Annotated in this window: 21 protein-coding genes; 4 read left to right on the forward strand and 17 right to left on the reverse strand. The window is 73.8% G+C overall.

Annotation, left to right across the window (positions count from 1 at the left end; all coding sequences use genetic code 11):
- Nucleotides 1–25: 25 nt before the first annotated feature.
- Genes ACK8OX_RS02430 through ACK8OX_RS02450 form a run of 5 tightly spaced genes read right to left on the reverse strand, consistent with a single transcriptional unit; the run spans nt 26 to nt 3318 of the window.
- The gene (locus ACK8OX_RS02430; RefSeq protein ID WP_430662327.1) at nt 26–463 is read right to left on the reverse strand and encodes a DUF1499 domain-containing protein; all 438 of its coding nucleotides are present in this window, start codon (nt 461–463) and stop codon (nt 26–28) included.
- Nucleotides 460–717, reverse strand: a complete 258-nt coding sequence (locus ACK8OX_RS02435; protein WP_430662328.1) for a DUF3253 domain-containing protein — start codon at nt 715–717, stop codon at nt 460–462. The genes ACK8OX_RS02430 and ACK8OX_RS02435 overlap by 4 nt, the downstream gene beginning before the upstream one ends.
- 10 nt (nt 718–727) lie before the next feature.
- Nucleotides 728–1288 carry a pyridoxamine 5'-phosphate oxidase family protein gene (locus ACK8OX_RS02440; protein WP_430662329.1) on the reverse strand — a complete coding sequence of 187 codons (561 nt, stop codon included), beginning with the start codon at nt 1286–1288 and terminating at the stop codon, nt 728–730.
- The gene (locus tag ACK8OX_RS02445; protein WP_430662330.1) at nt 1285–2268 is read right to left on the reverse strand and encodes an NAD(P)/FAD-dependent oxidoreductase; all 984 of its coding nucleotides are present in this window, start codon (nt 2266–2268) and stop codon (nt 1285–1287) included. The genes ACK8OX_RS02440 and ACK8OX_RS02445 overlap by 4 nt, the downstream gene beginning before the upstream one ends.
- 45 nt (nt 2269–2313) lie before the next feature.
- The gene (locus ACK8OX_RS02450) at nt 2314–3318 is read right to left on the reverse strand and encodes a tripartite tricarboxylate transporter substrate binding protein (RefSeq protein WP_430662331.1); all 1005 of its coding nucleotides are present in this window, start codon (nt 3316–3318) and stop codon (nt 2314–2316) included.
- Between the two features lie 159 nt (nt 3319–3477).
- Here ACK8OX_RS02450 and ACK8OX_RS02455 point away from each other — a divergent pair, with 159 nt between their 5' ends.
- Nucleotides 3478–3843, forward strand: a complete 366-nt coding sequence (locus tag ACK8OX_RS02455) for a response regulator (RefSeq protein WP_430662332.1) — start codon at nt 3478–3480, stop codon at nt 3841–3843.
- A 13-nt stretch (nt 3844–3856) separates the two neighbouring features.
- On the opposite strand, the gene ACK8OX_RS02460 is transcribed toward ACK8OX_RS02455, so the two are convergent.
- The 10 genes from ACK8OX_RS02460 to ACK8OX_RS02505 form a co-directional block, all read right to left on the reverse strand.
- Complete coding sequence (locus tag ACK8OX_RS02460; protein WP_430662333.1) at nt 3857–5206, reverse strand: class-II fumarase/aspartase family protein; 1350 nt, start codon at nt 5204–5206, stop codon at nt 3857–3859.
- 154 nt (nt 5207–5360) lie between these two features.
- On the reverse strand, nt 5361–5903 hold the full coding sequence (gene pcaG, locus ACK8OX_RS02465) for a protocatechuate 3,4-dioxygenase subunit alpha (RefSeq protein ID WP_430662334.1): 543 nt from the start codon (nt 5901–5903) through the stop codon (nt 5361–5363).
- A gap of 13 nt (nt 5904–5916) precedes the next feature.
- The gene (gene pcaH, locus ACK8OX_RS02470; protein WP_430662335.1) at nt 5917–6621 is read right to left on the reverse strand and encodes a protocatechuate 3,4-dioxygenase subunit beta; all 705 of its coding nucleotides are present in this window, start codon (nt 6619–6621) and stop codon (nt 5917–5919) included.
- A 46-nt stretch (nt 6622–6667) separates the two neighbouring features.
- Nucleotides 6668–7831: an alpha/beta fold hydrolase gene (locus tag ACK8OX_RS02475; RefSeq protein WP_430662336.1), complete on the reverse strand. Its 1164-nt coding sequence runs from the start codon at nt 7829–7831 to the stop codon at nt 6668–6670.
- A 78-nt stretch (nt 7832–7909) separates the two neighbouring features.
- The gene (gene pcaF, locus ACK8OX_RS02480; RefSeq protein ID WP_430662337.1) at nt 7910–9118 is read right to left on the reverse strand and encodes a 3-oxoadipyl-CoA thiolase; all 1209 of its coding nucleotides are present in this window, start codon (nt 9116–9118) and stop codon (nt 7910–7912) included.
- 50 nt (nt 9119–9168) lie between these two features.
- Nucleotides 9169–10491 carry a TRAP transporter large permease gene (locus ACK8OX_RS02485; protein ID WP_430662338.1) on the reverse strand — a complete coding sequence of 441 codons (1323 nt, stop codon included), beginning with the start codon at nt 10489–10491 and terminating at the stop codon, nt 9169–9171.
- 2 nt (nt 10492–10493) lie between these two features.
- Nucleotides 10494–10997, reverse strand: coding sequence for a TRAP transporter small permease (locus ACK8OX_RS02490; RefSeq protein ID WP_430662339.1), 504 nt, complete (start codon nt 10995–10997; stop codon nt 10494–10496).
- A gap of 91 nt (nt 10998–11088) precedes the next feature.
- On the reverse strand, nt 11089–12150 hold the full coding sequence (locus ACK8OX_RS02495) for a TRAP transporter substrate-binding protein (protein WP_430662340.1): 1062 nt from the start codon (nt 12148–12150) through the stop codon (nt 11089–11091).
- 71 nt (nt 12151–12221) lie between these two features.
- Complete coding sequence (locus ACK8OX_RS02500) at nt 12222–12842, reverse strand: 2-dehydro-3-deoxy-6-phosphogalactonate aldolase (protein ID WP_430662341.1); 621 nt, start codon at nt 12840–12842, stop codon at nt 12222–12224.
- Nucleotides 12833–13720 carry a 2-dehydro-3-deoxygalactonokinase gene (locus ACK8OX_RS02505; RefSeq protein WP_430662342.1) on the reverse strand — a complete coding sequence of 296 codons (888 nt, stop codon included), beginning with the start codon at nt 13718–13720 and terminating at the stop codon, nt 12833–12835. The genes ACK8OX_RS02500 and ACK8OX_RS02505 overlap by 10 nt, the downstream gene beginning before the upstream one ends.
- Nucleotides 13721–13857: 137 nt before the next feature.
- Between ACK8OX_RS02505 and ACK8OX_RS02510 the strand changes: the two genes are divergently transcribed.
- The 3 genes from ACK8OX_RS02510 to ACK8OX_RS02520 all read left to right on the forward strand — a co-directional run bounded on the left by ACK8OX_RS02510 (nt 13858) and on the right by ACK8OX_RS02520 (nt 15667).
- Entirely contained in the window at nt 13858–15015 is a 1158-nt protein-coding gene (locus tag ACK8OX_RS02510) for a lactonase family protein (RefSeq protein ID WP_430662343.1), read from the forward strand.
- A 194-nt stretch (nt 15016–15209) separates the two neighbouring features.
- A complete protein-coding gene (locus ACK8OX_RS02515; RefSeq protein WP_430662344.1) occupies nt 15210–15344 on the forward strand; it encodes a hypothetical protein in 135 nt (44 codons plus the stop codon).
- A gap of 2 nt (nt 15345–15346) precedes the next feature.
- On the forward strand, nt 15347–15667 hold the full coding sequence (locus tag ACK8OX_RS02520; protein WP_430662345.1) for a hypothetical protein: 321 nt from the start codon (nt 15347–15349) through the stop codon (nt 15665–15667).
- Here ACK8OX_RS02520 and ACK8OX_RS02525 read toward each other — a convergent pair.
- Both ACK8OX_RS02525 and ACK8OX_RS02530 read right to left on the reverse strand, forming a co-directional pair.
- The gene (locus ACK8OX_RS02525) at nt 15664–17052 is read right to left on the reverse strand and encodes a dipeptidase (RefSeq protein WP_430662346.1); all 1389 of its coding nucleotides are present in this window, start codon (nt 17050–17052) and stop codon (nt 15664–15666) included. The two genes, ACK8OX_RS02520 and ACK8OX_RS02525, sit on opposite strands and share 4 nt — an antisense overlap.
- A gap of 9 nt (nt 17053–17061) precedes the next feature.
- Nucleotides 17062–17553: a CinA family protein gene (locus tag ACK8OX_RS02530; protein ID WP_430662347.1), complete on the reverse strand. Its 492-nt coding sequence runs from the start codon at nt 17551–17553 to the stop codon at nt 17062–17064.
- Between the last annotated feature and the right edge of the window lie 12 nt (nt 17554–17565).

Genomic DNA, 17565 nt, shown 5'->3' on the forward strand with positions numbered 1-17565 from the left:
CGATTCCGCCTCCGCGGATCAGGCGCTAGAGCGCCGCCCGCAGCGCGCCGACCCATTCCAGGACGCGCCGGCGGTTCACGCCGAGATCGGACCAGCCGATCAGGCTGCGGGAGTACAGCCACAGCCCCGCACCCCCCTCCAGCGGCACGACCTGCGCGTTGACGAGGTCGGGGAAGTTCGCGAAGCGCGTGCGCGCCACCCATTGCAGCTGGTGCAGTTCCGGCCATTCGCCGAGGGTCCACACCCGTTCGAAGCCGCCGCCCAGGCGACGCAGCGCGGCCCAGGCGGTCTCGGGCGAGACGGGCAGCAGGGGCACCGCCTCATGCGGCTGGGTCGTGGCGCCGGGCGGCGCGGCCAGGCAGGCATTGGGCGAGGGCGGCAGGACCAGCGCCGGGAAGTCCAGCGGCGCCGCGGGCGGCAGGCCGGCCGGGCCGCGGCCCAGCATCATCGCCAGCGTGCTCATGCCGGGGCGCGCAGGCGGATCACGCCGCGCACCTCCTGCGCCGGGTCCACAGGCTTGCCCTTTCGCAGCACCTCGACCCGTCCTTCCTGCGCGAGGCGGATGGCGGCGGCGCGGACCGGGCCCATCAGGCGGCGCCACGCCTCCTCCGCCGGCTCCAGCGCGCGGGCGACTTCGCTCGGGCAGATGCTGCGGCCCGCGCCACGCGCGGCGGTCTGGCGGAGGATCTCGGCGCCGATGGCGTCCTGGTCGGTCATGCGCGGCTCCTCAGGGCACCAGCCATGTGGCCTCCGGCGCGCCCGTCGTCCAGTCGAAGCGGGCACGCCGATGCCCGGTGGCGGCGAGTTCGAGCCAATCCAGCGAATCGAACCGTACCGTGATGACCGCGAATCGGGTCCGTCCTGCCCCGGCATCGGACGGCGCGGGCAGGGGCGCGGCGATCGGGGTACCGGGCCCCGGTTCCACCGCGTAGACCGCGCGGCTCATCACGCGGCTGCCGGCCCAGGCCGCGTCCGCCACCGCATCGTCGCGGTGCAGCGTCGCGCGGCCGGCCAGGCGGATCTGCACCCCCCCGGCCGCATCGTAGAGATGCAGCGCGCAGCGCGGATCGGCGGCGAGTTCCGCGGCCTTGCCGCTGCGCAGGTCGGTGTGCAGCCGCAGGGTCCGCGCAGCCGCGTCGAAGCCGCGCAGCACCAGCGTGCGCGCCCGCGGGGCGCCGTCCGTGCCGATGGTGGCGAGGGTCGGCGTATGGAAGGGATGGCGCCGGTCGGTCACGCCGCGGGCAAGGTGGCGGAAGGCCTCCGCCAGCGCGTCGGGCAGCGTCCTCACGGCGCCGCGTGCATCGCCGCGGCCAGCGCCGCGCCGCTGTCGGCCGCGGCTTCGGCCCGCGGCGCGATGCACCAGTCGCCGCAGGCGCCGATCCGCAGCGCGGGGTCCCAGAGGCAGGGCGCGCCGAGCGGCGTCTCCACCAGCGCGTGGCGCCAGCGATGTGCGGCGGCGCAGAGCGGCGCCGGCACCGCCCCACCGGCCAGCTTGCCGAGCGCGTCGAGCAGCAGCGCCGCGACCTCGGCCGCCGGCCGTTCCAGGTGTTCGCGCGTCCATTCGGGCCCCGCCTGCACCACCCAGCACTCGGCTGAGGCGTCGCGGCCGGGCTTCGAGCTGTCGCGCGCGGCCCAGCCGATCGGCCCGCCGGTCAGGCGCAGCGTGTCGGGCAGGGGCAGGCGGTCCGGGAAGGCCGCCATCAGCGTCCAGCATGGGGCAAGCCGCACGGCGCCGATCACCTCCGCCAGGCGCGTCGCGGGTCCGGCGAGGAGCGGGACCGCCTGCGGCGCCGGCACGGCCAGCACCACCGCATCGAAAGGCCCGTCTTCCGCCACCGCCGCATCGGGCGGGACCGGGCGGCCCGGCCGCACCAGCGCGGCATCGAGGTGGCGCAGCCGCCAGGCCCCGGGCTCTCCCGCGATTTCCGCGACATGCCGCGCGGTTGCGAGGTCGAGCCCATCGGCCAGGGCGCGCGGGATGGCGGACATCCGCGGCACGCCGACGCGGCGCGTCTCGTCGATCCAGGGCTTCGCCCCGGCGGCGTCCAGCGCGGAGGCGAAGACGGCGCCGCGGGCGGTCAGGTACTGCGCGCCGTGGTCGAAGCCGAAGCTGCGGCCATCCAACTCGATCCGCCGGGTGGCGAGGCGCCCGCCCGGCGCCCGCCCCTTGTCGAACAGGCGGGCGGCGACGCCGTGGGCGGCGAGGGTCCGGGCGCAGGCCAGGCCGGCAAGGCCGGCGCCCACGATGGCAACGGAGGTGAAGGGCATGGACGCCTGTATGGCCGACCCGTGCGCCACCGCAAGGGCCCGCCGTCAGACCAGCCCGAGCCGCCGGCCGAGATCGCGGAACAGCGCCACCTGCGCCGCCACATGCGCGCGCGTCGCCGCGGCGTCTAGGATGCGCGGGACGGAGCCGAGACGGCGCGTCGCCTCGGTCCAGCCCGGATCGCCCGCCAGCGCCGCGAGGGTGCGGGTCCAGGCCTCCACCACCGGCTCCGGCAGGCCGGGCGGGCCGAACAGCGCGTTCCAGCCCGCCATCTCCCCCAAGGCGGGGAAGCCCGCCTCCGCCGCCGTCGGGACGCCGGGGAGGGAGGGCAGGCGCGCCGCGCCGCTGACGGCGAGCGCGCGAACCTGCCCGCCGGCGATGGCGCCCGCCATGTCGGCCAGGTTGTTGCCGACGAAGGCGACCTGGCCGGCCAGCAGCGCCGTCAGCGCCTCGCCCCCGCCGCGGAAGGGGACGGCGAGCGCCGCGTCATGCGCGATGCCGGAGGAGACCAGCATGTGCCGCACGCCGAGATCGAGGATGGTCTGCGGGCCGGAGGTGGCGAATTCCAGCCGGCCCGGCGCGCCGCGCACCGCCTCCACCAACTCCCGCAGGCTGCGCCACGGGGCTTCCGCGCGGACGCAGACGACATAGGGGTTCTCGTCCAGCAGGCCGAGCATGGTGAACTCGTCCCAGGCATAGGGCGCGCGCGGCTCCAGCGCCGGCACGACGGCGGCGGAGCCGACTCGGGCCAGCAGCAGGGTGAGGCCGTCCGGCCGCGCGCGCTGGACATGCAGCGTCCCGACCGCGCCGGAGGCGCCGGGGCGGTTCTCCACCACCACCGCCGGCTCCGCCCCGCGCGGCAGGACCCGCGCCATGACGCGCGGCGCATGGGCGGCCAGGGTGCGCGCCGCGATGTCCGCCGCGCCGCCCGCCGCGAAGGGCGCGACGAGCACGACCGGCCGGTCGGGGTAGGGTGCTTGCGCCCGTGCCCGCGGCGCGGCCGCAGGCAGGATGGCGGCGGCCAGCAATGCGCGTCGGCCGGTTCCCGGCATGGCGTTTCTCCCTCCCTTGGTTCCCGGATGCTGCACGGAGGACACATCGTGCGCCAGGGCATGCGGATCACGCGGTCGTGGCAGGGCGGTACGGGACGGATTCGGCGTCGGCTGCGCTACAGACGCAAGGCAGTTCCATGCAGGGCAAAGATGGACGGCATGTCGCGACTTCTGCTGCTGGTCGAAGACGACCCCCTGGTGCGGGGCACCCTGGTCGAGGGGCTGGCCGATGCCGGCTTCGAGGTGATCGAGGTGGAGGATGCCGAGACGGGGCTGGAGATGCTGGCCAGCCGGCCGGACATCTGCGTCCTGCTGACCGACATCAACCTGCCCGGTGCGGACGGCTTCTCGCTCGCCTACGCGGCGCGGATGCTGCGGCCGGACCTGCCCATCGTCTACACCTCCGGCCGGCACCGCCAGGCGGAGCCGGGGCGGGCGGTGCCGGGCGCGCCCTTCCTGCCGAAGCCCTTCACCATCGCGCATGCCTGCACGACGCTGGAAGGCGCGATCGGGCGGCTCTGCTGAGTATCGGGGCGGGCTACAGCCCGGCCCGCGCCAGCACCGCGTCGCAGAACTCCCCCGCGGCGCCGAGATAGCCGGCGGGGTCCGTCAGCCGCGCGATCGCATCCCCGTCCAGCGCCGCCGTGACCCGGCCGTCCCGCGCCAGGGCGTCGCGCAGGTGGATACCGCCGGCGAGCGCCGCCTGGACCGCGTGGTGTACCACCTCATGCGCCACGCCCCGGCCGAGCCGCGGGGCGAGGCCCATCATCACCGCTTCCGACATGATGAGGCCGCCGCCATCGTCGAGGTTGCGGCGCATCCGCGCGGCATCCACCTCCAGCCCCTCCGCGATCGGCAGCAGGGTGGCCAGCGCGCCGTGGGTCAGCAGCAGGACCTGCCCGAGGGCGAGCTGTTCCAGCTGCATCGGGCCGGCGCCGCGCTCATGCTCATGCACCATCGCGTTGAGAAGCTGCGGCACCAGCGCCTGCGCGCCCCGCGCCTGGGCGATCACGTATTCGCAGCCGATCGGGTTGCGCTTCTGCGGCATGGTGGAACTGCCGCCCTTGCCCGGCGCCGCGGGTTCCGCCGCTTCCGCCACCTCCGACTGCATCAGCAGCAGGATGTCGGTAGCGGGCTTGGCGAGCGTGCCGCCCAGCATCCCGCACCAGCAGCCGAGCTCGGCGATGGAATCGCGCGCGACATGCCAGGCGATGGCGGGCAGGGCGAGGTCGAGTTCCCGCGCCAGCTCCGCCGCCACCCGGGGGCCGTCCGCGCCAAGCGAGGCGAGCGTGCCGACCGCGCCGCCGAACTGGAGCTTCAGCAGCCGCGGGCGGAGCTGCGCCAGCCTCTCCCGCATGGTCAGCACGGGGTCGAGCCAGAGCGCGACCTTGTAGCCGAAGGTGATCGGCAGCGCCTGCTGCGCGTGGGTGCGCCCGGCCATGACGGTCCCGCGATGCGCGCGGGCGAGCGCCGCGAGCGCCGCCACCAGCCGGTCCAGGTCCGTGGCGAGCAGCGCCACGGCCTCGCGCAGCTGCAGCACCAGCGCGGTGTCGAGCACGTCCTGCGTCGTCGCGCCCCAATGCGTCCAGCGCCCCGCCTCGGCCCCCGCCAGCGCCGAGAGCTGCTTCACCAGCCCGACCGTCGGGAAGCCCATCGCCGCCGTCGCCCGCGCCAGCACCGGCAGGTCGAGGCGGTCGGGGTCGGCTGCCGCCGCGATGGCCGCCGCCGCCCCGGCCGGGATGATGCCGAGCCGCGCCTCGGCCCGTGCCAGCGCCGCCTCGAAGGCCAGCATGGCGGCGAGCGAGGCGCGTTCCGACAGGATGGCGCGCATCGCGTCTGAGCCGTAGACGGCGCCGAAGACGGGCGCGTCGGCGGGGTTCACGGTCATGGCTGGATGCTCCGTAGGCGGCGTGGCAGCAGTTCCTCACGCCGGGCGAGCCGCCGGATGGAGGCCGCGGCAGGTGCTGCGAAGCGGAGGGCGCGGATGCGGCCGCCCGGCGTTTGAGGGAGCGGGAATGCGCCAGCATTCACGCCGGTCTGTATCAGACGTCGAGGAAGACCGTCTCCCCCTCGCCCTGGAGGCGGATGTCGAGCCGCCAGGTGCCGTCGCCGGCCGGCTGCGCGATCAGCGTCTTCCGCCGGGCCGGGTCCTCCACCAGGCCCAGAACGGGGTCGGTCGCGTTCAGGGCCCCGCCGGCGAAATAGGCGCGGGTGACGAGGTGCCTCATCAGCCCGCGGGCGAAGATCGCGATGGCGACATGCGGGGCCTGCATCGCGTTGCCGCGGCCCGGCACGGCGCCGGGCTTCAGCGTCGCGAAGCGGAATTCGCCCGCCGCGTCGGTCGCGCAGCGGCCGAAGCCGTGGAAGGCGCCGTCGTAGCGGCCGTCCGGGCCGGCCTGCCAGATCTCGACCAGTCCATCGACCAGCGGCGCGCCTTCGCCGTCGGTGATGCGGCCGGCCAGTGTGATGCGTTCCCCGGCCACGGCCTCGTTCCCGCTGCCGGGGCGGAGGAGGTCGGCCCATTCGGGGAAGTCGATCATGTGCCAGTAGGGGCCGGCGGTCTGGTGCGCGGTGGCTGCGGTCATCTCTCGCGCGTCCTCACGCGGTCTCGAAGGGCGTGGCGTCGCGGCCGCGCAGCACGATGTCGAAGCGGTAGCCCAGCGCCCATTCCGGCCTGGTGACCTGCAGGTCGAACTTCGACACCAGGCGGTTGCGCGCGGCCTCGTCCGGGGTGGCGTGGAAAACGGGGTCGAGCTCCAGCAGCGGGTCGCCGGGGAAATACATCTGCGTGATCATGCGCTGCGCGAAGCCCGCCCCGTGCAGCCCGAAATGGATGTGGATCGGCCGCCAGGCGTTCCAGTGGTTCCGCCAGGGATAGGCGCCAGGCTTGATGCTGGTGAAGGAATACCGCCCTTCGGCATCGGTAAAGATCCGCGCCCGGCCCTCGAAATTCGGGTCGAGCGGCGCATCGTGCTGGTCGCGCGGGTGGTGGTAGCGGCCGGCCGCATTGGCCTGCCACACCTCGATCATCACGCCCGGCTGGGGGCGGCCATCCTCGTCCGCCACGCGGCCCGCCACGATGATCCGCTCGCCGAGCGCGGCGCGGCCGCCGACCTGGCTCATGTCGGCCAGGACCGGGAAGCGGTCGGCGGCGAAGCGCGGCGCGCTCACCTCCGTCAGCGTGTGCGGCACGACGACCAGCGGCTGCGTCGGGTGGCGCAGGCGCGTGCTGCCGTAGTCCGGCGCGTCATAGGGGGGCTGCGTCGCCGGGTCGGGCCGGCGATAGGGGACGGGGTCGCTCACGATGGCTCTCCTCGGGCCTTCCTCATGGTTCCACGCGCGGCGGCCGTCAGGACAGGCGGCCATCCTCCCGCAGCACCTGCTTCGCGATCCTGATCGCGGAATTGGCCGCCGGCACCCCCGCATAGGCGCCGACCTGGAGCAGCACTTCCGCGATCTCCTCCACCGTCACGCCGGTGCGGGCGGTGGCGCGCACATGCAGCTCGAACTCCTCGTGGCGGCCGAGCGCGGAGGTGATGGCCAGCACCAGCATGCTGCGCTGGTGGTGCGTCAGGCCCGGGCGGGTCCAGACGCCGCCCCAGACATTCGCGGTGATCCAGTCCTGGAAGGCGGCGTCGAGCGGGGTGACGTTGCCCTGGGCGCGGGCGACATGCGCCTCCCCCAGCACGGCGCGGCGGATGGCGAGCCCGCCTTCAGCCCCATGCGGCGGGGCGAGGCGGTGCAGATGGTCCTCCAGCACCGCCGTCACCTCCGCGGGCTTCTCCAGCGTCGGCAGGTGGGCGGCCTCGCGCAGCACGACGAGGCGCGCGCCGGGCACCGCGTCGCGCACCGCTTCCGCCATCGCCACCGGCGTCGCGATGTCGCGGTCGCCGACGACGACCGTGGTCGGGCAGGCGATCCGGCCCTCGACCTCGGCCGCCCGCGCGTCGCGCAGCGCGGCGGCGGCCCCGGCATAGCCGTGCCGGTCCGTGCGTTCGAGCATCTGCCGCAGGCCCTTGGCCGAGGCGGTGGAAGGGTCCACCACCCAGCGGGGCATCACCACATCGGCCAGCACGCCGGAGCCGTGCCGCAGCACCGCCTCGATCCGCTCCTGCCAAGCCTCGGGCGGGGGGAATTCCAGCGCCGTGTCCATCAGCACGAGCGAGGCGACACGGTCGGGTGCCATCGCGGCCATCTGCATCGCGATCCGCCCGCCGATGGACAGGCCGACGACATGGGCCTGCCTCACGCCGAGCGAGTCCAGCAGCGCGAGCGCATCCCGCGCGTGCAGGGCCATGGAGTAGGGGCCTTCCGTCACCCCCGACATGCCGTGCCCGCGCAGGTCCATCCGGATCACGCGGCGATGCTTCGACAGCGCCGCCGCCTGCGGGTCGAACAGGTGAAGGCTGGTCCCGATGGAATGCAGCATCAGCACCGGGGCGCCGCCCGCCTCCGCGCCGGGCGGACCTTCGACGATGGCGTGGGCCACGATATCGCCCAGGTGCAGGAACATTCTGTCCTCCGGAATTTCAACGACTTGTGTAGCAGGGGCCCGGCGGGGCGTCATCCGCCGGGCCCGCGGCACAGGCCGTCAGACGCGTTCCAGGACCATCGCGATGCCCTGGCCGACGCCGATGCACATCGTCACCAGCGCGTAGCGGGCGCCGCGGTGGTGCAGCTCCGCCACCGCCGTCTGCACCAGCCGCGCGCCCGACATGCCGAGCGGGTGGCCGAGCGCGATGGCGCCGCCATTCGGGTTCACATGCTCCGCGTCGTCGGGCAGGCCGAGGTCGCGCGTCACGGCCAGGGCCTGCGCGGCGAAGGCCTCGTTCAGCTCGATCACCGCGATGTCGGACAGCTTGAGCCCCGCCTTCTCCAGCACCTTGCGGGTGGCGGGGGCGGGGCCGAAGCCCATGATGCGCGGCGCGACTCCGGCCGTCGCCGCGGCCACCACGCGGGCGCGCGGGGTCAGGCCATGCCTGCGCGCGGCCGCCTCGCTCGCCACCAGCATGGCGCAGGCGCCGTCATTGACACCCGAGGCGTTGCCCGCGGTGACTGTGCCGCCTTCCTTGCGGAAGGGCGTGCCGAGCTTCGCCAGCGCCTCGAGCGTTGTGTCGGGGCGGGGATGCTCGTCGGTGTCCACCACCGTCGGGTCGCCCTTCCGCTTCGGGATGACGACCGGGACGATCTCCTCCCGGAAGCGCCCGGCGGCGATGGCACGGCCGGCGCGCTGCTGGCTGCGGAAGGCGAAGGCGTCCTGGTCGGCGCGGGAGACCTGGAAGTCCTGCGCCACGTTCTCCGCCGTCTCCGGCATCGAATCGATGCCGTGGGCGGCCTTCATCTTCGGGTTCACGAAGCGCCAGCCGATGGTGGTGTCGTAGATCTCGGCGGTGCGGCCGAAGGCCTCGGCGGACTTGCCCATCACGAAGGGCGCGCGCGTCATGCTCTCGACCCCGCCGGCCAGCATCAGGTCGGCCTCGCCCGCCTTGATGGCCCGCGCCGCGATGCCCACCGCGTCCATGCCGGACCCGCAGAGCCGGTTGATGGTGGCGCCCGCGATGCTGTCCGGCAGGCCCGCCAGCAGGGAGGCCATGCGCGCGACGTTGCGGTTGTCCTCCCCGGCCTGGTTGGCGCAGCCGTAGATCACGTCCTCGACCGCGGCCCAGTCGAGGCCGGGGTTGCGCTCCATCAGCGCCTTGATGGGCACCGCGCCGAGGTCGTCGGCACGGACGTCCTTCAGCCCGCCGGCATAGCGGCCGATGGCGGTGCGGGCGGCGTCGCAGATGAAGGCGTCGGGCATGGTGTCCTCCCTCGGGGATCGCGCGGTGGTGCCTCCCGCGCGGCCGGCCGTCAACTGAGCAGCCGCACCAGCCAGAGCGAGAGGGAGGGGAAGGCGACGCAGAGGCCGAGCCGGACCACGTCCATCGCCAGGAAGGGCAGCACGCCGCGGTAGATGCGCGCGATCGGCACGTCCCGCGCCAGGCCGGAGACGACGAAGACGTTCAGCCCGATGGGCGGCGCGGTCAGCCCGATGCCCACCACCACGAGGACCAGGATGCCGAACCAGATCGCCGTCTCCTCCGCCGTCAGCCCGAAGTCGAGCGCGGTGACCACGGGGAAGAAGACGGGCAGGGTCAGCAGGATCATCGCCAGTTCGTCCATCACCGCGCCGAGGATGATGTAGGCCACCAGCAGGATCACCAGCACGCCATGGGGCGGGAAGTCCTGTTCGGTGATCCAGACCGCCAGCAGGTCCGGCGCCTGGGACAGCGCCAGGAAGGCGTTGAAGATCTCGGCGCCCAGCAGGATGACGAAGATCATCGCCGTGGTCTCGGCCGTGGCGAACAGGCTTTCGCGGATGTGGCGCGCCTTCAGCGTGCCGCGCAGCACGCCCACGGCCAGCGTCGCGATGCAGCCGACCGCCGCGCTTTCCGTCGGCGTGAAGACGCCGCCATAGATGCCGCCCACCACCACCACCGCGATCAGCAGCACGGGGATGACGTTGAGGAAGGCGTCCCGCTTCTCCGCAGCCGACGGCACGGCGCCCGGCGGCCCGTAGCCCGGCCGCAGCCGCACCACGATGGCGATGGCGAGTATGTAGAGCGCGGTGGCGATCAGCCCGGGGACCAGCGCCGCCATGAACAGCTTGGCGATGTTCTGCTCGGTGCTGATGGCGTAGACCACCAGGATGACGCTGGGCGGGATGAGGATGCCGAGCGTGCCGCCCACCGCGATGGTGCCCGTGGAAAACCCGGGATCGTAGCCGTACCGCCGCAGTTCCGGCAGCGCCGCGCGGCCGAAGGTGGCGGTGGTGGCCACCGAACTCCCGCAGACCGCGCCGAAGCAGGCGCAGGCGCCGATCACGCCCATCGCCATGCCGCCGGGCTTGCGCCCGATCAGCGCATTCGCGGCCGAGAACAGGTCCCGCGCCAGCCCGCCGCGTTCCGCCAGCGCGCCCATCAGGATGAACAGCGGAATGACCGACAGCGTGTAGTTCGAGAACAGGTGGTATGGCGTGGTCTTGAGGTAGTTGCCAAGAGCGGTCCAGTCGAGGATGTGGACATAGCCGCCCATCCCCACCAGCAGCATCGCCACCCCCACCGGCGCCCGCAGCACGATGAGGCCGAGCAGCACCGCGAAGCCGGTGGCGGCCAGCGCGAATTCCGGCGCCATCCCTACCGCCCCCCCCGCAGCAGCCGCGGCACCCACCACAGCGCGGCAAGCGCGGTGGCGGCGAAGCACAGCCCGCCGATCCCGACCGCCCACCAGTAGGGAATCGCCAGCAGCCCGATGGTGCGCGTCCCGCTCCGCCAGGTGTCGAGCGAGCCGAGCAGCAGCCGTTCCGCGATCCAGAGGCCGAGCGCGGCCCAGACCAGCATCCAGAAGGCGTCGATCCAGCCATTCATCCGCGCCGGCAGCCAGGTGGTGAAGCTGTCCACCAGGATGTTCGTCCGCATCAGCGTGCCGTAAGCGATGAAGCCGATGACGCCGAGGCCCGAGGCGATCGAGACGATCTCGAAGTCGCCGCGGATCGGCTGGTCCGTCGTCCAGCGCAGCAGGACGGAGACGGTGGTGACCAGGGCGCCGACCAGCAGCGACGCGCCGCCCATGAAGGCAAGCGCGCGGGCGATGCCCGGTATGGCGCCCGCCGGGGGACCGGGCGGCTGCGGCTCGGTCACGGTCGGCTCTCCAGGGCGGCGCGGCGCGGCGCGGCGCCCGCCCGCGGCCCGGCGGGCGGCGGCGGGGCCGTCCGGTCAGCGAACAGGCGCGTCAGCCCTGCGCGCCGCCATGCCTGGCAATCAGCCGGCGCGCATCGGCCAGCAGCGCGGCGCCATCGAAGTTGCGCTCCCGCGAGGAGGCCACCCAGCTGTCGATCACCGGGCGGCAGGCGGCGATCCAGCGTTCCTTCTCGGCCGGGTCGAGCTGGATGATCTGGTTCTCGCGGCGCCGGGCCACCTGCTCGCGCACGATCGGGCCCTGCTCGTCCCAGACCTTGGCCGCCATCTCGGCCGCCACCATCCCGGAATTGGCGTCCAGCACCGCACGCAGCTCGGCCGGCATCGCGTCGTAGCGGGCGCGGTTCATCGCCAGGATGAAGGTGGTGGAGTAGAAGGTCGGGCTGCCCGGGATCTCCGTGTGGTGGCGCACCAGCTCCGCCAGCCGGATGGAGGGCACGACCTCCCACGGGACCACCGCGCCGTCGATCACGCGCTGGCTGACCGCTTCGGGCACCTGCGGCACGGGCAGGCCGATCGGCGCGGCACCGAGGGCGCGCAGCGCCTCGCCCGCCTGGCGGGTCGGGAAGCGCAGCTTCAGCCCGCGCAGGTCCTCCATGCGGCGGACCTCGCGGTTCGCATGGATCACGCCGCCGTCATGCGCCCAGACGGTGATGGGGTGGACCTCGCGGAATTCGTCGCGGAGGTGGGTCGTGTAGAAGTCCCAGCAGGCCTTGGCGTTCGGCGCCGCACGGACATCGGCGACGAAGGGAAGTTCGAACACCTCGATTCTCGGGAAGCGGCCGGGGGTGTTGCCGGGCAGCGTCCAGATGATGTCCACCACGCCGTCGCGCGCCTGGTCGAACAGCTGCGGCGGCGCCCCGCCGAGCTGCATGGCCGGGAAGATCTGGATGCGCAGCCGCCCCTGGCTTTCCGCCTGGATCTTCTGCGCCCAGGGGGTGAGGAAGTGGCGGTGGACATTCGACACCGCGGGCAGGAAGTGGTGCAGCCGCAGCGTCAGTTCCTGCGCCGCGGCCGGGCGGACGAGGGCGGGGGCAGCCAGGCCCGCGGCCCCGGCGAGCAGCAGCGCGCGGCGCGCGATCAGGCGTTCGGTCATGGACGTGTCCGGCCTCCCTGGACATGCGCTTTCGCGCGTTGTTCCCGGAATAGATGGACGCGCCGGGTTCTTCAAGCGCCGGACAGGCCCGCGACCAGCCCGGCCGCCTTCGCCGCCACCACCGCCGGCGTGTCCCCGGGGCGGTAGATTGCGCCGCCGATGCCGAAGCCCGCCGCGCCGGCGGCGCGCCAGGGCGCCATGTTGCCCGCCTCGATTCCGCCGACCGGCAGGATCGGCGTGCCCTTAGGCAGCACCGCCAGCAGCGCCTTCACCACGGCGGGGGAGGCGCCTTCGGCCGGGAACAGCTTCAGCCCGTCCGCGCCGGCCTTCAGAAGCGCGAAGGCCTCGGCCGCCGTGAAGAAGCCGGGCACCGCGATCTGCCCCGCCGCCTTCGCCGCGCGCACCACTTCCGGGTCGGCATGGGGCGTGACGACGAGCCTGCCGCCCGCCGCCGCGATCCGCGCGCAATCGGCGGGGTCGAGCACGGTGCCCGCGCCGATCAGCGCGGCATCCCCGAAGCGCGCGGCCAGGCGGCGGATGCTCTCGACCGGCTCGGGCGAGTTCAGCGGCACCTCGATCACCGGTATGCCGGCCTCGACCAGCGCCTCGCCCACCGCTACGGCCTCATCCGGCCGGATGCCGCGCAGGATGGCAACCAGGGGGCGGCGCGCCAGCCAGTCCTTCAGACCCATCGGAGGCTCCGTGCGATGTGGTGCAGCCCGCCGGCCACGAGGTCCGGGTCGTGGCTGCGGACGGTGACGCCGCAACTCTCCAGCGCCTGCGCGTAGAGCGCGGCAAGCCCCGCCGCGCCCAGCAGTTCCACCTGCTTCACCCGCGTCTCGGTGGCGGCCGCGATCACCTCGTGGCCGATCAGCAGGCCGGAGAGGAAGCTGCGCGTCTCCGCCTGTTCCAGCGCGCCCATCAGGTGCAGCGCGCGGACGCCGAACAGGTGGTGCAGCAGGCCGCCGCCCTGCCGGGCGCGGGCCACGCCGCGGGCGAAGGCCTCCGGCCGGTCGGGCCCGTCGGTGCTGGTGCGCGCCAGGATCGTGTGCTGCGACAGGGCGGCGAAGACCTCGCCCGTCATGTGGGTGGTGAAGCGGGCGACACGCCCTTCCTCCAGCCGCGCCCACTTGCTGTGGGTGCCGGGCATGCAGATCAGCGCCGGCGCCTTGCCCAGCCGCATCGCCAGCGCGACGAGCTTCGTCTCCTCGCCCCGCATCACGTCGGGCACTCCGTCGCGGTCGGTGGTGGTCAGGCCCGGGACCAGCCGGACCTCCGCGTCGTCGCAGGGGATGGGGATGGTGGCGGCGGCGATCTCCTCGGGCCCGGCGGGGCATTGCAGGTAGGGCGCCTCCACCCAGCCCTGCCGGCTGCCCACCATGCCGCAGAGCAGGACCCGGCCCTCCCCATCGGCCAGCCAGGGGCCGATCGCGTCGCGCAGCGCGTCGGGGAAGCCGCCCGGCGGCACGGTCAGGATGCCGCCCGGCCGGTCCAGCCGTTCCAGGACCGTGCCGTCGGCCGCCAGGCGATAGGCGCGGAGGCTGCTGGTGCCCCAATCGACCCCGATCATTCGGCTCCCCGATCCAGTCACCGACTGGGATGGGCCGCGGGCGCGCGGCGTGCAACCCCCGCGCCGCTTGCATCGCGCGCCCTTGACGGCCGAGACTTCGCGCGTCCGGGCAACGGACGCTTCGGGAGGAACGGGCGATGGTGAGGACGACCCTGCTGGCGGGGGCGGCGCTGCTGGCGCTGGCCGGCCCCGCGCCGGCGCAACTGCTGGTCACGGCGAATGACGCGAAGGCAAGGCTGATCGGCGGCCAGGTGGTGATCGCCGCCGATCCGCCGCCCGACAGCGTCAGCGTCTTCGACATCTCGGTCTTCCCGCCGCGGCCGGTGGCGGAGGTCGCGGCCCCCGCCTCGGTGGTCGGCCCGCCGCTGTCCGTCGCGCTGACGCCGGATGAGAGGCTGGTGCTGGTCACCGCCAACCAGCGGATCGACCCGCAGGACGGCACGCGCACCGTGCCCGACAACCGGCTGTCCGTCATCGACCTGCGCGCGACGCCCCCCGCCGTTGTGCAGACGCTGGAGACCGGGCGCGGCCCGGCCGGCCTTTCCGTCAACCGCGCCGGCACGCTGGCGCTGGTGGCGAACCGGGAGGAGGGGAGCGTCTCCGTCTTCCGCATCCGCGAGGCCCGGCTGGAGGCGGTGGGGAAGGTGGAGGTGGCGGCGGCGAATTCCGGCGTGTCGCATGTGCAGTTCACGCCGGACGGGCGCCACGCGCTGCTGACGCGCGACGGCGACCACCATCTCGGCGTGCTGGCGATCGAGGGGGAGGCGGTGCGGCGGCTGGACCGCAGCTTCTCGGCCGGCACGCGGCCCTATTCGGTGGTGGTGGCGCCGGACGGGCGGTGGGCGGCGGTCGCCAATCTCGGCCGCAACTTCGGCGACGAGGACACGGTGAGCCTGATCGACCTGTCGGGCCCGCCGGAACGCTGGCGCGTGGTCCACACCGCGACCGTCGGCCAGTCGCCGGAAGGGCTGATGGTCAGCCCGGCCGGGACGATGCTCGCCGTCGTGCTGGTGAACGGCAGCAACCGCGCCGAATCCTGGCCGTTCCGCGGCCCCGGCCTGGTGCGGACCTTCCGGGTGGAGGGGATGCGCCTGGCCCCGGCGGGGGAAGGGCGGATCGGCAGCTGGTCGCAGGGCGCGGCCTTCAGCCCTGACGGGCGGACGCTGTTCGTGACCAACATGGTCGAGCACAACATGCAGGCCTTCGCCGTCGCGCCCGATGGCGCGCTGAGCGAACGCGGCCCGGCGGTGGCGCTGCCCGGCGGCGGGGCTGCGATCCGCACGGCGGAGCGCTAGCCCGCGATCGTCCCCAGTGTGCACGCCGCAGGCGGGCATACGAAGGGCGTGAATCGCCGGGCCAAAGGGGGCTGGACCGGCATTGGCCTGACGACAGTCAGGGCAACGCCGGTCCAGGCGCGCCGATTCCGGCGTGCATGCGGGCGGCGCCGGGCGCATGGTGCCGCCCCGATACGGACAGCAAGGAGACGGCCATGGCCAAGGGACAGAAGCGCAGCGGGCGAGAGGCGAAGAAGCCCAAGGCCGCGAAGAAGCCGGAGGCGCCGCCGCCCTCGCCCTTCACGCAGGTGCCGAGCGGGAAGAAGCCCACGCCCAAGACGGCCGGCTGAGCGTGGACCGCGACGAGCTGCAGGCCTGGGCGCTGGCCAATGGCTGGCAGATGATGGGCGGCCACCCCAGCCTGGTGAAGCCCCGCAACCCGAAGGAGGCCATCGTCCGGATGGTCTTCAAGGCGACGGTGGTGAATGTCGAGGTGAAGAAGCCCGCGGGGAAGTGGGAGAAGGTGTCGGGCGCCGCCTATGGCGCGGTGGAGCCCGATGCCGAGACCGGGCTGCCCCGCGGCCTCGGCCTCGACACCATCCCCGGCTTCACCATGCTGATGCAGGACAACAAGGACCGCATGGTGTTCGACCGGCTGACGGGGAGGCGTTAGCCCCCCGCCAGCTTCGCCAGCAGCCGCGCATGGCTGCGGGTGCCGCCGTGGAAGCAGCGCATGTCGAACTTCTCGTTCGGGCTGTGAACCTGGTCATCCTCCAGCCCGAAGCCCATCAGCACGGTGTCGAGGCCGAGGATGGACTTCAGGTCCGACACGACGGGGATGGACCCGCCGCAGCCGATCATCGCGGCGGGCCGGCCGTATTCCTCGGCCAGCGCGGCCTGGGCGGCGCGGATGAAGCGGCTCTCCCCCGGCACCTCGATGCCGGGGGAGGAGCTGAAGACCTGGAAGGTCGCCTTCGCATCGGCCGGCAGGCGGGCGCGGACGAAGGCCTTGAAGGCCTCGAACACCGCTGCGTGGTCCTGGCCGGGGACGAGGCGGAAGGACACCTTCGCATGCGCCTCGGCCGGGATCACGGTCTTGCTGCCGGGGCCCTGGTAGCCGCCCCAGATGCCGTTGATGTCGGCGGTCGGCCGTGCCCAGAGCCGCTCCAGCGGGCCGCGGTCGCGCTCGCCCACCGGCACGGACAGCCCGATGCCGCCCAGGAAGTCGTGCTCGCTGAAGCCGAGCTTCTGCCACGCCGCGCGCTGCTCGGCCGAGGTCTCGGCCACGCCCTCGTAGAAGCCGGGCAGCTGGATGCGGCCCTGGGCGTCGTGCAGCTCGCCCAGGATCCGCGTGATGAGGTTCAGCGGGTTCAGCGCGCTGCCGCCATACATGCCCGAATGCAGGTCGCGGTTCGCCGCCTGCAGGTCGAGCTGGACGTAGCACATGCCGCGCAGGCGTGTGGAAAGCGCCGGCGTCTCCACGTCCCACATGCCGGTGTCGCTGATGACCGCGACATCCGCGGCGAGTTCCGCCTTGTTGTCGGCCAGGAAGGCCGCGAGGTTGGGGGAGCCGATCTCCTCCTCGCCCTCGATCACCGCGGTGATGGCGCAGGGCGGGCCGCCGGCCACCTGCCGCCAGGCGCGCAGCGCCTCGATCCACATCAGGGTCTGGCCCTTGTCGTCCACCGCGCCGCGCGCGACCAGCCGCTTGCCATGCGGGCCGTCCACCAGCACCGGCTCGAAGGGCGGGGAGGTCCAGAGCTCCAGCGGGTCCGCGGGCTGCACGTCGTAGTGGCCGTAGTAGAGGAGGTGCGGCGCGCCGTTGCCCGGCCCGGGATGATGCGCAACGACGACCGGGTGCTTCGGCGTCTGCCGCAGCGACGCCTCGAAGCCGAGGCCGACCAGCTGGTCGCGCACCCATTCGGCGGCGCGGACGCAATCGGCGGCATGGGCGGGGTTGGCGCTGACGGAGGGGATGCGGAGCCAGTCCACCAGCCGCCCCACGGCGGTGTCGTGGTCGGCGTCGATCAGGTTCAGCAGCTTCTGCGTGGTGTCCATGGGGGCGGGCTACTCCGAAAGGGTGCGGCGGACCAGCCGGAAGGCGGCGGCCACCGTGGCTGCGCGCACCTCCGCCCGGTCGCCGGGGAAGACATGGCGTTCGACCAGCCCCTCCCTGCCACGCCGCGCGCAGCCGATGAAGACCAGCCCGACCGGCTTTCTTACGCTGCCGCCCCCCGGCCCCGCGATGCCGGTGCAGGAGACGGCGAGGTCGGCACCCGCATCGCCGCGCGCGCCTTCGGCCATGGCGCGTGCCACCGGTTCGCTGACCGCGCCATGCGCTTCCAGCATCGCCGCCGGCACGCCGAGCATCCGTGCCTTGGCGTCGTTGGAATAGGTGACGTAGCCCGCCAGCACCGTCGCGGAGGATCCGGGGATGGCGGTCAGCGCGGCGGCGATCAGCCCGCCCGTGCAGGATTCCGCGGTGGCGAGGGTGAGGCCGCGGGCCTGGAGGTCGCCCAGCAGGGCGGCGGCGGCATCGAGCGTGGACGGCGGGAGCATGGGGCGGCGGCG

The organism is Falsiroseomonas sp. CW058 (genome assembly GCF_050563535.1).
Lineage (GTDB): Bacteria > Pseudomonadota > Alphaproteobacteria > Acetobacterales > Acetobacteraceae > Falsiroseomonas.

Excerpts from the sequence above, each read along its gene's own strand:
- ACK8OX_RS02430 (WP_430662327.1), bottom strand. The coding sequence starts at position 463 with ATGAGCACGCTGGCGATGATGCTGGGCCGCGGCCCGGCCGGCCTGCCG.
- ACK8OX_RS02435 (WP_430662328.1), bottom strand. The coding sequence starts at position 717 with ATGACCGACCAGGACGCCATCGGCGCCGAGATCCTCCGCCAGACCGCC.
- ACK8OX_RS02445 (WP_430662330.1), bottom strand. The coding sequence starts at position 2,268 with ATGCCCTTCACCTCCGTTGCCATCGTGGGCGCCGGCCTTGCCGGCCTG.
- ACK8OX_RS02450 (WP_430662331.1), bottom strand. The coding sequence starts at position 3,318 with ATGCCGGGAACCGGCCGACGCGCATTGCTGGCCGCCGCCATCCTGCCT.
- ACK8OX_RS02455 (WP_430662332.1), top strand. The coding sequence starts at position 3,478 with ATGTCGCGACTTCTGCTGCTGGTCGAAGACGACCCCCTGGTGCGGGGC.
- ACK8OX_RS02460 (WP_430662333.1), bottom strand. The coding sequence starts at position 5,206 with ATGACCGTGAACCCCGCCGACGCGCCCGTCTTCGGCGCCGTCTACGGC.
- pcaG (WP_430662334.1), bottom strand. The coding sequence starts at position 5,903 with ATGACCGCAGCCACCGCGCACCAGACCGCCGGCCCCTACTGGCACATG.
- ACK8OX_RS02475 (WP_430662336.1), bottom strand. The coding sequence starts at position 7,831 with ATGTTCCTGCACCTGGGCGATATCGTGGCCCACGCCATCGTCGAAGGT.
- pcaF (WP_430662337.1), bottom strand. The coding sequence starts at position 9,118 with ATGCCCGACGCCTTCATCTGCGACGCCGCCCGCACCGCCATCGGCCGC.
- ACK8OX_RS02485 (WP_430662338.1), bottom strand. The coding sequence starts at position 10,491 with ATGGCGCCGGAATTCGCGCTGGCCGCCACCGGCTTCGCGGTGCTGCTC.
- ACK8OX_RS02495 (WP_430662340.1), bottom strand. The coding sequence starts at position 12,150 with ATGACCGAACGCCTGATCGCGCGCCGCGCGCTGCTGCTCGCCGGGGCC.
- ACK8OX_RS02500 (WP_430662341.1), bottom strand. The coding sequence starts at position 12,842 with ATGGGTCTGAAGGACTGGCTGGCGCGCCGCCCCCTGGTTGCCATCCTG.
- ACK8OX_RS02505 (WP_430662342.1), bottom strand. The coding sequence starts at position 13,720 with ATGATCGGGGTCGATTGGGGCACCAGCAGCCTCCGCGCCTATCGCCTG.
- ACK8OX_RS02510 (WP_430662343.1), top strand. The coding sequence starts at position 13,858 with ATGGTGAGGACGACCCTGCTGGCGGGGGCGGCGCTGCTGGCGCTGGCC.
- ACK8OX_RS02515 (WP_430662344.1), top strand. The coding sequence starts at position 15,210 with ATGGCCAAGGGACAGAAGCGCAGCGGGCGAGAGGCGAAGAAGCCCAAG.
- ACK8OX_RS02525 (WP_430662346.1), bottom strand. The coding sequence starts at position 17,052 with ATGGACACCACGCAGAAGCTGCTGAACCTGATCGACGCCGACCACGAC.
- ACK8OX_RS02530 (WP_430662347.1), bottom strand. The coding sequence starts at position 17,553 with ATGCTCCCGCCGTCCACGCTCGATGCCGCCGCCGCCCTGCTGGGCGAC.